Here is a 16423-nt window from a genome sequence, read left to right on the forward strand (position 1 = left end):
CGTAGTCCGGTTCTTATTCTTGAGTGTTGGACTGATTGGGTTTACAACGTTTCACCCGGCCGAAACCCACATTCGGAAGAGGAAATGACCGGCTCGCCTGCCCATTTCCATTCGGTTTGCTCTAAACTACAACTTTTCCACCCGAAACAACCGCATAAAGTGTTGCCATGGATAGTGAACTTCGCGAACAGTTACAGAATTTGACAGAGCGCATTCTTCAGCTGAAGGACTCTCTTTGACTACGCTGACAAGCAAAAGAGAATCCTTGAAATCGATGAAGTGATGTCTGCGCCGAACTTCTGGGATAACCAGGAGAAGGCACAAGAGCTGATTTCCGAGATGCGTCGCATCAAGGCGGTAATCAAGCCGCTGTCCGACCTATCCTCCGGGATGGAAGATCTGGACGTGTTGATCGAGTTCGCTGCAGAGGATGAATCCGAGGGGACCCTTGGTGAAGTTCGGGCTGCAGTTGAAGATTTGTATAAAAAGCTGGATGCGGCCGAATTGCAGGCCAGCATGAAGAACCCGGAAGATGCCGGGAATGCCTATCTCACAGTGCAGGCTGGAGAAGGGGGCACCGACTCCGCTGACTTCGCTCAGATGCTGATCAACATGTATCTGAAGTGGTGTGAGAAAAATGGATTTGAAGCGGAAGAGATCGACCTTTCCGAGGGTGAAGAAGCCGGAATCCGGAATGCGACCTTACTCGTCAAAGGGGATTACGCATTCGGGTATCTCAAGGGTGAGACCGGGAATCATCGGTTGATTCGCATCAGCCCGTTCGATTCCGCTGGACGACGTCATACTGCATTCGCCGCGGTAGACGTTACTCCCGATGCGGGGGATACCGGCGATATTGAAATCGATTGGGAGTCGGGAAAAGAAGTGCGGGAAGACGTCTTCAGAGCCGGCGGGGCTGGAGGACAGAAGGTCAACAAGACCAGTTCCGCAATTCGGCTGACTCACTTTCCAAGTGGTGTTGTCGTGCAGTGTCAGAATGAGCGAAGTCAGCATCAGAATCGTGCGCTCGCACGGAAAATGTTGCTCGCGAAGCTCTATCAGCTGGCACAGGAGAAAGAGGAGCAGGCAGTCGCTGCTCGCCGTGGTGAGAAGTCAAAGATTGGCTTCGGTGGCCAAACCATCCGCCACTACGTGCTGCAACCTCAGCAGTTTGTCAAAGACGATCGAACCGAACTCAAGCAGAGCAATCCGTTCGAAGTTCTCGATGGGGATCTCAATCCCTTTATCGAGGCTTACCTTCGATGGAGTATCGCAAAGTAGTTTGAGTCAGTAATCCGCATTCGGGAAAAGTCGATCACGTTATGATCACTTTTCCCGAATTGCTTTTGGAGCCAGCTCGATTCCATGAGCTGTGACTGGAGTTCGAAAATGATTCTCGAAGGATTGTGCACTACCAGAAATGCAGATGGGGCGACGAACGTTGCTCCGATGGGGCCGATCGTTGATCGCGAGCTGACATCCTTCCATTTTCGACCGTTTCAGACATCGACGACGTATTCGAATCTCGCTGCGACTCGCTGTGGTGTATTTCACGTCACCGACGATGTGGAGATGATCGCCCGAGCAGCACTCGGAGAGCTGAAAGAGCTTCCGCCATTCCACGTAGCTGAGTGCATTGATGGCAGCGTCATTGTGAACGCATGTCGCTGGTATGAGTTCGAAGTCGTTTCGATTGACGATTCACAAATGCGGACCGAGATTGCGACCCGGGTAGTGAACTCCGGAGTCATTCGCGATTTCTGGGGCTTTAATCGAGCGAAACACGCGGTGCTCGAAGCAGCGATTCTGGCTACTCGGCTGCATCTCGTTGAGGCTGCAAATATCAGACAGGAAATGGCGCGCCTCGCTGTGATCGTTGATAAGACCGCCGGTGAGCAGGAGGAGAGAGCGTTTGCTTTTGTGAACGACTACATTCAACAGCGATTGACGTGACGGCCATCACGTCGGGATTGAATGACAGTGATCACGGTTCAAGGACCGTTTTTTCATCATGAGGTTGAACAATCACTGAGTTTGTCTCAGCCGAATGCCAGATGTTCGCAGGCTTGGAATCAGTAGTCATACCAGAGGCCCCATCCGACAGATTGCTCGTGGTGCTTGTAAAACGAGAATTGAGGACTGCCGCCGTTGTAGTAGTAGGCTCCTGTTCGCAAGAGGCCTGTCGCAAGGCCTTCGCTGCGCCATGCCCACCCCAGTTGCATATTGAACGAGCCGCCGAAGTCGAGTTCCTGCTGTAGATGCCCGTTCATCGCAACAAACGGGGCTCCACGAATTCCGGTCGGATATGCGGGGGCGAGTTCGAATCCAAGCTGGAATTCCCAGGGATCAGAGATATCACAGTTAAACGCCCATCCCGCTTCTCCGTACAGGCGGAGTTCTGGAATCGGGAAGTATGAATAGCCCAGGTAAAGCGAATCTCGAAGCCAGTTCAGGCGATCGTAGTCTGGATTTTTGATTAGGAACTCATCTCCAAGATGAGCACTAATATGATAGTAGCCGAACTTCCAGGCGTGAGCCCCCTTCCGATAGGTCAGGGCGAGGTCATACCGAAACTGGACTGATTCAACGTCCCATTCCGTTTCGGGCGTTTGGCGGAGATTTGCTCCTCCCAGCAGGTCAAACTGAAATCCCTCTGGAGAATCTTGTCGGCCGAAACGAAGAAAGCCAATGCGGCCTCCAATAAAGGAATCGACGAGTGCCCGATCACCGCTATCAGAAAAGACCTGCACTGCGAGTCGAGGTTCAGGCTGACTGGCGAGATAAGTGTGGTACAGGAATCCCTGTGGCATGAACTTCCAGGTCCACTCGTCACTCCCTTCAAACGGACCTGTTCCGTACGATTCGTAGGATGGGACGTAGATGGAGTTTGATTCGGATCCGTAACCGACTGCCTGCGGAAATTCCAATGGGCCGGTGAGCGGAGGGTTCTGAGCGAATGCCACCTGGGTGCACAGAAGTAGAAATGCAATCACTGCGACAACTCTGCCCATTCGGGAGAGCTGATGTTCTTCAGTGTTGTGATGAGTCAATAACGACATGGTGAGGTCACAGGTTTTAAGCTTTTCGCAATTTTGAGTCGACCCGTTTTTCCGGATGCATCGTGTTAGAAGAGTGTTGAGCGGCAATAATTGCCGAAGCCGACTTCGCGGGTCATAACTGTTTTTTGTAACGTAACTTAGAGTAATCGGTACAAGTTCTTCGCGTGCTTCGAAAACCGTTGCTCTGATCAGGCAGCGGCGGGGCGGAGGCATCTTGCAACCAGCCACATAACTGTCGATCATGAATGTTGTTACAATCAGTTGTTCCGGTTGGACGCGGCCAAATCAATCAGGAGGCGTCTGCCATTGGTCGCACTGAATTCCTGAAACGAAACATGGTTCTGCCAGATGACGTTTGCGCAACTTCTCCTCAAAAACGTGAAATTCTATTGGCGAACTCATCTGGCTGTCGTCCTCGGAGTGATCGCAGCAACAGCAGCGATTGTCGGAGCACTCATCGTCGGCGACTCCGTCCGTGACAGTTTGGTCGAGATGTCGAATGTGAGGCTCGGCAAGATCGACAATGCGGTTCTCGGGGGGAGGTTCTTTCGCGAATCGCTGGCTGATGAATTTCAGGCAGTGATTCGAAGTTCGACCGACAGCGACGCGATCGTGGCTCCGGTGCTGGTGATGCAGGGAACTGTTGAAGTCCATAAGAGTGCAGATCAGGTTGCTCGAGCAGGGCAGATCAATGTTTACGGGGTCACGAATTCCGGATGGGAACTGCTCGACCATGCTCAGATTGCAGTTCCTCAGGCCGGGGAGGTCGTGCTGAATGAACGCCTTGCCAGTCAGCTTGATGCAGGGGTCGGGGCCACGGTCTCGCTGGTTGTCGAAATACCGTCAGCCATTCCTCGTGATTCACTGCTGGGAGAACGAAACGAAACCGTCTCCGAGTTGCAGTTAAAGGTGACAGCGATTGCCCCGGATGAATTAGGACTGGCACGGCTGGGGATGAACCCGACGCAGCAACTACCAGCCAATATCTATCTCTCTTTACCCGATCTTCAGTCAGTCATCGGACTGGAGGCTCGGCAACGCTCCCGTACTCAGCCTGTTGCGAAACTCGCCCGGATCAACAGCTTGTTTGTTTCTGTGCCAGGACTTCCTGTTGACGCTGAAGCTGCAGATCGTCTGAATTCAGTGCTGCATTCTCAACTCGCGCTGTCTGATTTGAATCTCAAGGTCGTAGAACATACAGATCGAGGGTACATCGCTCTTGAGAGTGACCAGATGTATCTTGATTCGGTGGTGACCAACTCTTCATTAGAAAGTGCCAGCAAGCTTGGAGCAGAGACCTCTCCTGTTCTGGTTTATCTGCTCAACGAAATCTGGAATCAGGCATCTCCTGAAAAGCACTCGATGTATTCGGTTATTGCTGGTGTCGATCCCAGTAATTCAGCGCCGTTCGGGCCGTTCCAGTTTGTCGGTGAATCCCACCCTTTGGAAGGGAATGCGGTTTATCTGAATGAATGGCTCGCAGAAGATCTCGGTGTGACGGTCGGGGAGACGATCCGCACGAAGTACCATGTCGTCGGCGATCGTGGCGAGCTTCCCGAAGCAGAGCAGGACTTCGTGGTTGCGGGAATTGTGAAGCTCGAGGGGGTTGCCGATGACCGCGGATATACTCCGGATGTCCCCGGGGTGACAGATGCGGAGACGTATGCGGATTGGCGGGAGCCGTTCCCTCTCAAACGCGATCGTATTACGGACCGTGATGATGAATACTGGGAAAACTACCGCACGACACCGAAGATGTTTGTCTCGCTTTCAATGGCGAAATCGCTGTGGCAGAGTCGTTATGGAGAGCTGACAACATTCCGCGTCGCTCCTGCAAAAGGGGAGTCACTCGATGACTTAAAGAGTTCTTTCGAGCGAGAGTTACTCGCTTCGGTTTCTTTACCGTCGACCGGTCTGGCAGTGCAGCCTGTCCGGTTCGTCGGATTGAAGGCGGCACAAGGGACGACAGACTTTACCGGATTGTTTATCGGGTTCAGTTTCTTTTTGATTCTCTCAGCCACGATGTTGGTCGCACTGTTGTTCAGATTGGGGGTTGAGCAACGTTTGAAGGAAATCGGGCTGCTTAACGCGATCGGTTTACAGCCACATTGGGTGCGGCGAATGCTCCTTTCGGAAGGGGCGATTCTCGTTTGCGTTGGTGGGTTGTTTGGCTTGGCTGCCGCCATTGGATATGCCTCGATCATGATCTATGGACTGAAGACCTGGTGGTATGGAGCGATTGGAACCAAATTCCTGTATCTTTCTGTACATCCACTGAGTCTGCTGATTGGGTTCTTGCTCGCAGTGGTCGTCGCGCTCCTGGCGATCTGGTGGGCCCAGAGACAGGCAACCCAACAGTCTTCCCGCAGCCTTCTCGCGGGGGCAATGCCAGAGAACTGGAAGACAAAGTCTCCGTGGATCTCCAAGTTGCTGGCGTTTGGGGGGCTGGGCGGTTCAGCATTGCTACTGGTATTGTCACTGATAGGATTGGTTCCCGACGTCGAAGCCTTCGGCGGGTTCTCATGGAGAATCGTAGTCTTCTTTCTGATTGGCATTGGAATGCTGACTGGAAGTCTGGCTGCTTTGTCTCTCCTGCTGAAGTTGAGCAGCACTTTGCAGATCAAAGGGGGGCAGCCAATCGGGCAAATGCGACTCGGATTCAAGAACGCAGCCCGCAATCGAAGTCGCAGCGTGATGACCGCAAGCCTGATCGCCTGTGCGACATTCGTAATCGTGGCTGTCGCCGCTGGTCAGATGAATCCAATTGGAGATACTCCGCGAAAGCGATCAGGGAACGGTGGATTCACATTAGTGGCTCAGACCAATGTTCCAGTTCTTTACGACCTCAATACTCCAGAGGGGCGAGGAAAAGCAGGGCTGAATGTCAGTGATCCGAAAAGCCAGCAGGTGTTGAATCAGTCGAGGATTTTTCCATTTCGCATGAAACTGGGGGAGAACGCGAGTTGTCTGAATTTGTATCAGACTCAACTCCCGACGATTCTGGGTGTTCCTGAGGATGTGCTGAATCAGCTCATCGAAGAAGATCGGTTTCTCTTCGCCGATACGCATGCGGAGCACCCATGGGAATTGCTTCGCGAGACTCTTCCTGAGCAGAGAATTCCCGTACTGGGTGATATGAACACATTGATGTACTCGATGCATAAGGGGATTGGAGCGACGGTCAATGTGCCAGACGACGATGAGCCACAGCATTCACTTCAGATAGCGGGAATGTTTGCCAATAGCGTCTTTCAGGGAGTGCTGGTGATGTCCGAGAAGAACTTTCTCAAAGTCTTCCCGGAGCAAGCTGGATTTCGTTATTTCCTGATTGATGTCGACCCAAGTGCTGCACCACAGGTCTCCCAAATTCTGGAGTCGCAACTGGGCGATTACGGGTTCGATGTGGACCGAGTGTCTGATCGACTGGCGGATTTCCTTTCCGTACAGAACACATACCTGTCGACCTTCCAGACGCTCGGGGGACTGGGGTTACTGCTGGGAACGATCGGACTGGCAACCGTGATGCTTCGAAACGTACTTGAGCGGGCAGGGGAGTTTGCTCTGCTGAGGGCGGTCGGATTTCAGGCGGGCCAAATTGGCAAGGTCGTGGTTTGGGAGAATGCTTTTCTGTTGGGAAGTGGTCTGCTGTGCGGCGCCATTGCAGCACTCATTTCGATGGCTCCGCATTTGATGACAACAGTCGCCAATGTTCCCTGGGGGAGCTTGGGAGGGCTGTTGATCGGGGTGTTTATCGTGGGAATGCTCGCCGCGATCGTTGCTGTCCGTGTGGCAGTACGTACCCCGATTCTGTCGACATTACGCGGCGAATGAAGTTGAGAAGAAACCGGGGATGGCGCGGAGTCTGTTCTGTATCCCCGTCGTACTGGAAGTGAAGCTCTGAGAGAGAAACGTTATGGCAGGTGTCGAAGGTCGAGAAATCCTTGTGGGTGTGAGTGGCGGAGTTGCTGCCTTCAAAGCTGCGGATCTCGTGAGCAAACTCGTGCAGCGTGGGGCAAAAGTGACCGTCGTCATGACTCGTTCCGCACATCAGTTTATCGGAGAAACGACGTTTCACGCCCTGACTGATCGTCCTGTTTACACGGAGACATTCTCTCCTAAAGAACACTATTACGGCGAGCACATCGCGCTGGCACGACGGGCAGAACTATTCGTCATTACTCCCGCAACAGCCAATGTAATGGGGTGTATCGCTAACGGGATCGCGGGTGATCTGCTGACAACGCTCGCGATGGCGGTGACGTGTCCCGTGTTGATGGCACCTGCGATGAACAACGAAATGTGGTCTAAACCGCCTGTGCAACGAAATCTGGAACAGCTGAAACAGGACGGGATAGAAATCGTTGGTCCCGGGGAAGGCTATCTCAGTTGCGGAGTGATCGGACCGGGGCGCATGGCGGAACCGGTTGACATTCTCGCTGCGATCGAACGTCGCTTTGCCTGAGATCATGTTGTTCGAGAACATGAACCTGCAAACTAAGAAGCCGCACAGTTTGCTGTGCGGCTTCTTTCATTCAATACCAACAATACCGATCAACTCTGAAGAGATTCAGCGACATCGGTTCGGTACGCTGTCAGTCCAGGAATCAGTCCGATCAACGACGCCATTGCAATCAGGCCGGGAATCACTGCGAGTTCCCACGGATCGAAAGCGACTGGATCAATCAGCAATCCGCTGCGTGCTTCGATGATTGGTGATGCCAGATACACCAGACCATGTCCCAGGATGATTCCCAGAATTCCCCCTAGCACACAGAGCAGAATGGACTCGACGAGGATGATTGAAAGGACCGTTGCCCGACGTGCTCCGAGTGCCCGCATGACGGCAATTTCCTTTTTGCGATCAGCCATCGAGTTGTAGATGCTCACAAAGATCCCGATGCCTGAGACCACGATGATCAGGCCGGTCAGGTACAGAAACGCATCGCGAACATTACCGACGAGGTTTGTCATGACACGTTGCATGACACTGACTGTATTCGCTGCTTGCGCTTGAAAACCTTGCTTGAGCTTGTTTTGCAGGGCCATCGCCGCATTGGCTGAACGGAACCCTTCCCCTTTCATGACCAGCAGGACGCTCGTCACTTCCTTCTGGAGATCCGAGGTCGGACCATGATGATGATCATGCGCATGGTCGTGGCCACTATGGTCATGATGTGCATGCTTGGCGATTTCGATCAGGTCGTCTTTGTAGAACTCTTTGATCTCATCTTCTGATTGGCCGTAGAACAGTGCCTCTCGAGCGATTGCCTGTTCGACAGGGTTGTCGTGCCCGGAAATCGCGAAGAACCCGTCAATATGAACAAGGACCGTTCGGTCGTTGGGCGTGCCAGTCGGAGCAAGAATCCCTTTGACTGTGAATTCTTCATCATGAACGTGCCCGTCATCTCCCGCGTGAACCATCTTAAACTTCGACCCGATGGTCCATTTGTTTTGGCGGGCCACTTGGGAACCGATCACTGAGTCCCAGGTGCCGCGCAGCCCATCCCCCTTGATCTGGAATTGTTTCCCGGGAACGTAATCAACCAGCAAATATTGGGGAGTCGTCCCGACGATCGGGAAGTTTCCGACCTCCGTTGTGTCTCCGATGTTGACCGGGATGGCACGTTCCACTGTCGGGTTGGCAGCGAGTTCTTTGTAGAATCGCCACGGAAGATTCTCGATTGGGTTTTCAATGTGGTAAATGGTGCTGAGGACAAGCTGCAGGTCACTTCCTTTCGGACCCACAACCAAGTCGTAACCACTTCCGGACTGATTGAAGATTCGTGTGATGACACCGTTGAGAATCATCACGGCGATCATCAATGCAATACCGAGCGCGACGCTGATGCTGGTCAGCGTCGAAGCGACCCAACGCTGACGAATACTTTTGTAGGCGATGGTGAACAGGTTCATTGGGTCACCCCCACCTGATTGATCTGACCGAGTTGCTCAACACGGTCGAATTGTTCTGAAACTTCCTTCGAGTGCGTGACCAGTAGTAACGAGACACCGTGCTCGCGGCAGCTATCACGCAGAAGGTTAAGAATCGTCGACTGATTGGCTGGATCGACGCTGGCTGTTGGTTCGTCCGCAAGCATCAGCTTGGGGTTGTTGGCCAGAGCGCGCGCGACGGAAACACGTTGCTGCTCTCCAACCGACAGCTGTGAAGGGCGGTGTTGCAGACGTTTTCCGAGTCCGACCTTCTCGAGGAGCTGCTTGGCGAAGGTTCTGTTGGCGCGTCCGGAAAATGCCATGCCGAGGAGTACATTTTCCAGTGCAGTGAACGCGGGCAGCAAGTGGAAGGTCTGGAAGACGATTCCAATTCGTTCCGCACGGAAACGGTCTCGAGACGGTTCGACGAGCTTGGTCAGGTCGGTCCCATCCACAATCACACTGCCCGCATCCGGAAGGGTGATTCCTGCGATAATGTTTAACAGCGTGGTTTTACCGCCACCGCTTTGTCCGAGGAGAACCGCTTGTTCCCCCTGAGAAAGTGCGAATTCAGGAACATTCAACACGGGAAGAACTCCTCCCGCTGGTTCGCGATAACTCTTTTGAATCTGCTTTAGTTCGAGCGACATACCCCCCCCCCATCGTTGCTGCCGACAAAGATCAGCGTTGGCCGATCCCCGCGGAGACTGTTTCCGGTCGCAATTATCACTCATTGATGAGTGCTGGTCTACCACGCAGGAATGGATTGACAGGGATCGGTTTCAAAGAGATCTCTGCGGTGAGCTGAGAGAATCAGCACCGCGATTCTGAAGCCTTCTGCGAATTCAGAGTCTTCGTGGTAACCCCCGATGAGAACCACGGTAGCAGACGGTCGCCTTTAATGCAATTCAATTGCAAAAGCATGTGGTGTGGGGATGCTATCCCGCAGCGCGAAGCATGAGTTCTTCAGCTTTCACTGAAACAATTGCGATTCCCAGCTTGTCCGCAAGTTTGATCACTTCTGCTTCATCGAGCAGAATTGTCATGCCGGCTTCGAGAGCCAGAACCCGGGCACCCGCTTCACGCATCGTTTGAATTGTCTGTACGCCGACAGTTGGGACATCAAATCGCATGTCCTGGCTTGGCTTTGCGACTTTGACAATTGTCATTCCACCACGGCGACAAAGCGTCCCCGCGCGTCGAATACACTCATCAGTTCCTTCGATCGCCTCGACAGCAATGACGGCAGTATCGTTGACGATGATGGTCTGCCCAATATCCAGTCGGCCCATTTCTTTGGCCAGATCCCACCCAAATCGAATGTCTTTCCACTGAGCAGGAGTTGGATGTCGACGTGTTAAAAAGCCATGTTTCACGAGAATCTCCGGGCAGAAATCGAGCGCAGAACGGAAGTGAACTCCATCTCGTTCAAATTCACGGATGACAGCGAGGAGGAGCGTGTCGTCCTTCTTGTTTTCAGTGCAATACCGAAACCACATGTTCAGTGTTCGCCAGTCCGGAAGCATCTTCCAGAAAAGAAACGGATCAAACAGAACCCGTTTCTCGATCTTTCCTGCCATCACTGCATTGAGCACTTCTCGACGTCGGAAATGCCGAATCGCACGTCCGATCTTGCCCAGTGGGATTGGACTGTAATGGTCGCAAATATCGATCAACTCAGGAGAGGCAAGCCCCTCGATCCCCTGGCATTGAACAGAAAACCCCATTTCCTGGGCTGCTTGTGCAAACACGACAGGAAAACGCCCCCAGCCAGCGAGAAGACCAACGCGGTCTCCCGGTCTGGGGGTTATCGGTAGCAGGCGTTCTCGGTAGGAGTCCGACATGATGACTTCGTATCGATCAGATTCAGGCTGCTGAACGCGCCTGTTGAGGTTCTGAAAGGGAGGAGAGTTGTTGTTGCAATTCGGCGAGTTGGGCGGTCAGTGCTTGAACCTGTTTACGCAGGTCAGGAACCTTACGGATATTCAGGTGGTTTTTTAGAGCGTCTTTCTCTGGGATCGCCGGGATGTCATGGTAAGTCCCCGCTTCGGGGATGTGCCCCATCACGCCAGCTTTCCCGCCGAGTTTGACCTTTGTTCCGATGTAGCAATGGTCAGCCACGCCAACCTGGCCGCCCATCTGAACGTAATCACCTGTGACGACCGAACCAGCTAGTCCGACCTGCGAAGCGAAAACGTTATGCTTTCCGATCTGACAGTTGTGGGCGATCATGACCTGATTGTCGATCTTGGTCCCCTCACCAATCACAGTTGCTTCGATCATGCCGCGATCGATGGTGGCACAAGCACCAACTTCAACATCGTCTTCGAGGATGACAGTGCCAGTGTGCGGGATCTTGTGGAACGCTCCGTTCACGAAGCGGTACCCAAAGCCATCTGCGCCGATGACAGTGTTCGCCTGCACGATGACCCGGTTCTTGAGAGTGATGTCGTGATAAAGAACGACTTGAGCATCGATGATGCAATCGTCCCCGAGGACGCAACCTTCGCCGACAATGGCTCGCGGACCGATATGACAACGGTCGCCCATCACAACATCAGCACCAATGACGGCACCAGCAGCGACGTGGCAATCCTTTCCGAATTTTGCGGATGGATGGACGCTGGACTCCGGAGAGATTCCAGTTTGCGGACGTTCTCGCTGCGGGCGGAATAACAGCATCGCGGAGATGAATGCGAGCTGAGGATCTTTCACAACGATAAGTGGAATACGGAAATCAGGCAGAGCAGATGCAAGATCAGCGTTTACAAAGACGGCGCCAGCTTCACTTTTCTGGAGAAGCGGAAGCTGTTTTCGTGCTTCAGCATATGTGACGTGCTTCGCCCCGGCGGTGGGAAGAGGGGCAACATCCTGAAGCTGAGTATCAGTCTGACTTTTAACAATACCGCCGACACGGTCTGCTAAGTCTTTAACTGAAAAGGACATACGGCGCATCCTTGCTGTGTTGAATTCCATCATGGAAGTCTGGGACAGAGCCTTCTAGTGGATTTCGGAATTTCGGGCAAGATTGGATTTTCCGTCAGGAGTGTTTCTGGCTGCCTAATCCGCAGAAAATGCAGAAGTTGAAGTCGCTAGCGCGAATGTTTTTGCACCTCTAGGTGTTTCACGACGTATGGTTCGGGAACACCCTGAGCCGCGGTGTCTATGGAAAACCGCGACAATTGGGCACCGTGTTCACGAGTAAAATCCATTGGCCGTTTGATGTATCAATGAGTGATCGGTTAGATATTCAGGACTCGGGGATACATGAGTCACCGTTTCGCGCCAAAGGCGCCAATGATTGGAAGGTTCGGGTCCGATCTTTGGGCGAAGTCAACCCCTCGTTTCTGCGTCAATGGAAGGATCTCGAACAGGTTGCCAGTTCTCCCAATCCGTTTCTCTCATCCGGATTTGTCATGGCTGCTGCGGCACAGCTTCGGACTGTCGCAGATCCCCTGATTCTGACCGTCGAACACAATCGAGAATTGCAGTTTCTGGGTGTATTCGAAAATCGGTTCGCTTCCCGCAGGATGCCGCTGCGACACCTTCGGTCGTGGAAAACACCGCATACCTACCTCGATGCTCCGCTGTTCCGACAAGGGATGGAAGAGCATGCGGTCGAGCGGTTCTGGGACTTTTTGATTCACGGCCGGCACGAGTGGCATGCAGTCGATTTTCCGAAGTTTCCCAATCAGGAATCGATCTCCAGAATCTTCGATGAAACATCAATCGAACTAAGCGTCGGGTGTGTCAAAGGAACCTGCTGGTCACGCGCCAGCATGAATTTCTCGGAGTCCTCTCAGGCGGACGTTCAGTCTCATCTCTCGCTGAAACGCATTAAGAGCCTCAGAAGAAGTCGGCGTGAGTTGGAGAAGTTCGGGGACGTTCGATACGAAATCGTGCGAGACTTCGACCGGATCGATACTTGTGCATCTGAATTGGTTCGACTGGAAAGCATGGGATGGAAAATGTCCCACGGGACTGCCATCGCCGCATCGTCAGCAGAGCAACAGTTCTTTCTGTCGATGATTTCCAATCTCAATCAAAACCAAAATGTGTTCTTCACTCGACTCCTGGTAGATGAACGAGCGGTCATAAGCGTGGCCCATCTGGTCTCTGGGGACTCTGCTTACGCCTTCAAGTTGGGATGGGATCCTGCAATGGAGCGAGGCGCTCCGGGATTTCTCATCAAATATCTGACTGCAATGGAAGCAACAGAATCGCTTCCTGAGATTCAGATGATCGACAGTTGCTCGATGCCCGGTTCTTTTATTGAGCGAGTTTGGCCACATCGACGGTCGTTTTGCTCCAGAACGTATTTAACAAGCCCGGTTGCCAGCGTGACCGCCTCGATGCTGACGGGCTTACGCTGGATGAAGAACAGAATGGGTGCCGTTTCGTGGAGTCTATTTCACCCAAGAGAGAATCAGGATCAGGAATGAGTCGTGCAGTCGGTTGGCTTCAGAGGCTTTGGCCGAAAGTTGACACTGAACGTCTGGACTTCAATCAGCACTGTGCTCCGCTCGACGGAGTTCGGGGAATCGCTGTGCTGTTGGTCTTGATGTATGACTGCCTGAAGCTGGATCCCTTAGGCAATCCTGTGACTTTTGCAGCTCGAAAGGTCGCTTCTGCAGGATGGTCCGGAGTTGATCTCTTCTTTGTGCTTTCAGGCTTTTTGATTACGGGAGTTCTGCTGGAAACCCGTGGTCATGCCGGCTACTGGAAGAGTTTTTTGCTGCGCCGCGTCGTACGAATTTTTCCCCTGTACTACGCCACTTTAATAACGGTCTTCTGTGTGATTCCCCTTGGACTTTGGATGTGGGGCTCCACGGGAACAATTGCAGCGGATTTTGAGGCGGCGCGCCAGAACCAGATCTGGTATTGGTTCTATGCACAAAATTGGTTCTATGCGTGGCAGCAGGCGTGGCCTTCAGGGGTACCGATCAAACATTTCTGGTCTCTCGCCATTGAAGAACAGTTCTACCTTGTGTGGCCGTTTGCTGTTGCCTATTTCGCAAGGCGATCGTTGGGGTGGCTATGCCTGGGATTGAGCCTCTTCTCACTCGGGCTTCGTCTCGTTCTGATTTCACAAGGTGTTTCTCCGGTGACAGTTTTCGTCATGACGGTCACACGCCTCGATGGACTTTGCATCGGAGCGCTGTTGGCTGTGGCGCTCAGATCTGCGGGAGTGCGAGAGAGGTTGGCTGCCTGGCTTCCATCGCTGGCAGTCTTCTCGTTTTGTGCAGTTGTGGTCATCGATGCTGTCTTCCCTATTTTGAAAAGTGAGTCCTATCCAGCGACTTCATTTGGCCACACCATTCTGGCATTCGCATTCGCCATGCTGATTGGTGCGGCTCAGGTTGTGCCCAAGCAGCATCTCGTTGCTCAGGTCCTTTCTTTCCGGGTGCTCACGCTTCTTGGGAAATACAGCTACGCAATCTACGTCTTCCATCGATTTGTGTACTGGGGAGTGATGGAGTTCGATTGGTCGCTTCTTCCTGATTCACTCCGTGGGTGGAGCATCTTCGGCGTGACCCTCATTGGGACAATTTTGGCAGCCCGGGTAAGCTGGGTTCTTCTGGAGCAACCATGCTTGTCCTTGAAGAAGTTCTTCCCTCGACCTGATGCGAAAACAGGGGATCTTGACCATGGGATAAGTGAGTTTCACCCTGATAATTGCCACACGAAATCAACTTCAACATCTCCTGAAAGTTGTTGATTCTCATGCTGTGTGATGGTGAGATCCGGAATCGTTTTGCAGTCGAATCTTGAATCTTTTACCAAACGACTCTGAAGATTCTAAAAAATCATCTGAAGCCGCATTGACACTTTTCTGCCGATCAAGATATCACCCCGCCTCCTCTCTCAGACCTACCTCATCTCAATTCCAAATCTCAATCACCCCACGCTGATTCAGCAACGGCCGTAGTCGAAACCCTCTCAGTTCGACGTCGATCGGTTCTTGTCTGTATCGGCATCGGCAGGAATCCCATGTCCTCAACTACTCCAGCAACAATCCGTCCTCACGGAAAAGTTGTCGCCTGTGCCAAGAGCGAGGCGTCGAGACAGCATCTCGAACTGGCGATTCGTCGCGCTGGTTACGATTGTGTTTCGGTCGCAACGCTGGCAGAAGTCCGTGTCCTTGTGATGAATGATCTCATTGCAGCCACGGTCATTGATGAGCCGGAATCGGTTGCCGAAGTCGAACTGCTGGATTCAGAAGCTCGACGTGGTGAACGACCAACTCAGTTCATCCTGCTGCCTTCGATTGGAACACGACTCGCTTCTCCGCGAAGTGCGACTTGTGAAGTCCTTGATCCTCCTCTGACACCAGAACGCATCGGCCGAGCTCTGTTCTCTGCTGTTGCTCGTGCTCAGCTGATTACCGAAAACATTCAGCTTCGCCAGAAGCTGGAAGGCCGCATGTTCGATGGACTGATCGGTGTCAGTGATGCAACACGTGAGTTGCGATCTGCGATCCATGCTGCTGCTGAACATGACCTCCCAGTGCTCGTTTCAGGTGAGTCTGGTTCCGGAAAGAGTGAAGTGGCCCGTGCCATTCATCTCACCCGTTCTGGTCCAGGGCAGCCATTACTGGCGATTCGATGCAGCCTGCTCACTTCTTCCGTCGTCGAGCGTGAACTGTTTGGCGATGAAGGTTCAGAAGGTCGATTCGCAGCCGCTGCTGCAGGAACACTGGTCTTCGAAGAAATCGAAGCACTGACAATTGCTCAGCAGCATCAGCTCGCAGAAATTATTCTCAACAACGCGTTCCCGAACGGTGACAACTACGTCCCGTTGCGTGCACGAGTCATTGCGACCAGCTCTGCTGATTTGCGTGAACTGTGCCAGCAGGACAAGTTCTCTCACCAACTGCTGCGAATTCTTGATCGAAACACTGTGACGATCAAATCGCTGCGACATCGTATGGAAGACCTGCCTGTTCTGGCCGAGCACTTCCTGCAGCAGAGCAGCGTGAAGGAAGGGACAACAATTCGTCGTCTTTCAGAAGGTGCGTTGCAGCAACTCCTCAGTTACAACTGGCCAGGCAATGTCCGTGAACTGGAAAACGTGATTTCACGCTGCTGTTCACTGACAACAACTCCAGAGTTGAACGCCGAAGAGATCCAGCCTTGGCTCGACCACAACGAAGAGTCGACCGAGTTGCCAGGGCTCACGCTGCGTGAGATGGAACGAAAACTCATCGAGGCAACCTTTACACGCTTTGGTGGAAATCGTGAACTGACAGCGAAGGCGCTGCAGATCGGAATTCGCACCCTTTCAGGTAAGCTCCGCGAGTACGGCTACCCACCACGTGGGGGCCCAGGTTCAAACCGCATTCAGGAACGCGCAGCGTAATCGCTTCGCGTGACCATTGGGATCACTCCCACGAAGGCCGCTCAGTTGAGCGGCCTTTTTTATTTGAATGTCGC

At 52.9% G+C, this 16423-nt stretch carries 12 protein-coding genes; 7 read left to right on the forward strand and 5 right to left on the reverse strand.

What is annotated here, in order from left to right; genetic code table 11:
* Window positions 1–167 precede the first annotated feature (167 nt).
* Window positions 168–1281 (forward strand): peptide chain release factor 2 gene (gene prfB / locus SH668x_RS06625; protein WP_437187912.1). Its coding sequence is split into 2 segments (ribosomal slippage): window positions 168–236 and window positions 238–1281, totalling 1113 coding nucleotides; the frame shifts between segments, so codons are not numbered across the junction.
* 108 nt (window positions 1282–1389) lie between these two features.
* The gene (locus SH668x_RS06630; RefSeq protein WP_437187913.1) at window positions 1390–1953 is read left to right on the forward strand and encodes a DUF447 domain-containing protein; all 564 of its coding nucleotides are present in this window, start codon (window positions 1390–1392) and stop codon (window positions 1951–1953) included.
* Between the two features lie 119 nt (window positions 1954–2072).
* Here SH668x_RS06630 and SH668x_RS06635 read toward each other — a convergent pair whose 3' ends face one another.
* Complete coding sequence (locus SH668x_RS06635; RefSeq protein WP_437187914.1) at window positions 2073–3059, reverse strand: DUF1207 domain-containing protein; 987 nt, start codon at window positions 3057–3059, stop codon at window positions 2073–2075.
* A 348-nt stretch (window positions 3060–3407) separates the two neighbouring features.
* Between SH668x_RS06635 and SH668x_RS06640 the strand changes: the two genes are divergently transcribed.
* Window positions 3408–6890 (forward strand): FtsX-like permease family protein, encoded by a 3483-nt coding sequence (locus tag SH668x_RS06640; RefSeq protein WP_437187915.1) that lies wholly within the window; start codon window positions 3408–3410, stop codon window positions 6888–6890.
* Window positions 6891–6972: 82 nt separating this feature from the next.
* Window positions 6973–7521, forward strand: coding sequence for a flavoprotein (locus tag SH668x_RS06645; protein WP_437187916.1), 549 nt, complete (start codon window positions 6973–6975; stop codon window positions 7519–7521).
* Between the two features lie 89 nt (window positions 7522–7610).
* On the opposite strand, the gene SH668x_RS06650 is transcribed toward SH668x_RS06645, so the two are convergent.
* The 4 genes from SH668x_RS06650 to lpxD form a co-directional block, all read right to left on the reverse strand.
* Window positions 7611–8972, reverse strand: a complete 1362-nt coding sequence (locus SH668x_RS06650) for an ABC transporter permease (protein ID WP_437187917.1) — start codon at window positions 8970–8972, stop codon at window positions 7611–7613.
* Window positions 8969–9640 (reverse strand): ABC transporter ATP-binding protein, encoded by a 672-nt coding sequence (locus SH668x_RS06655; RefSeq protein WP_437187918.1) that lies wholly within the window; start codon window positions 9638–9640, stop codon window positions 8969–8971. Before SH668x_RS06655 ends, SH668x_RS06650 begins: the two co-directional genes overlap by 4 nt.
* A gap of 288 nt (window positions 9641–9928) precedes the next feature.
* Complete coding sequence (locus tag SH668x_RS06660; protein ID WP_437187919.1) at window positions 9929–10834, reverse strand: LpxI family protein; 906 nt, start codon at window positions 10832–10834, stop codon at window positions 9929–9931.
* Window positions 10835–10856: 22 nt separating this feature from the next.
* Window positions 10857–11936: a UDP-3-O-(3-hydroxymyristoyl)glucosamine N-acyltransferase gene (gene lpxD / locus SH668x_RS06665; protein ID WP_437187920.1), complete on the reverse strand. Its 1080-nt coding sequence runs from the start codon at window positions 11934–11936 to the stop codon at window positions 10857–10859.
* 284 nt (window positions 11937–12220) lie between these two features.
* Between lpxD and SH668x_RS06670 the strand changes: the two genes are divergently transcribed.
* The 3 genes from SH668x_RS06670 to SH668x_RS06680 all read left to right on the forward strand — a co-directional run bounded on the left by SH668x_RS06670 (window position 12221) and on the right by SH668x_RS06680 (window position 16349).
* Complete coding sequence (locus SH668x_RS06670) at window positions 12221–13432, forward strand: GNAT family N-acetyltransferase (RefSeq protein WP_437187921.1); 1212 nt, start codon at window positions 12221–12223, stop codon at window positions 13430–13432.
* A complete protein-coding gene (locus tag SH668x_RS06675) occupies window positions 13429–14709 on the forward strand; it encodes an acyltransferase family protein (RefSeq protein ID WP_437187922.1) in 1281 nt (426 codons plus the stop codon). Before SH668x_RS06670 ends, SH668x_RS06675 begins: the two co-directional genes overlap by 4 nt.
* 272 nt (window positions 14710–14981) lie before the next feature.
* Window positions 14982–16349 (forward strand): sigma-54-dependent transcriptional regulator, encoded by a 1368-nt coding sequence (locus SH668x_RS06680; RefSeq protein WP_437187923.1) that lies wholly within the window; start codon window positions 14982–14984, stop codon window positions 16347–16349.
* Window positions 16350–16423 lie beyond the last annotated feature (74 nt).

This window comes from Planctomicrobium mucosum (assembly GCF_051466335.1).
Classification (GTDB): Bacteria; Planctomycetota; Planctomycetia; order Planctomycetales; family Planctomycetaceae; genus Planctomicrobium.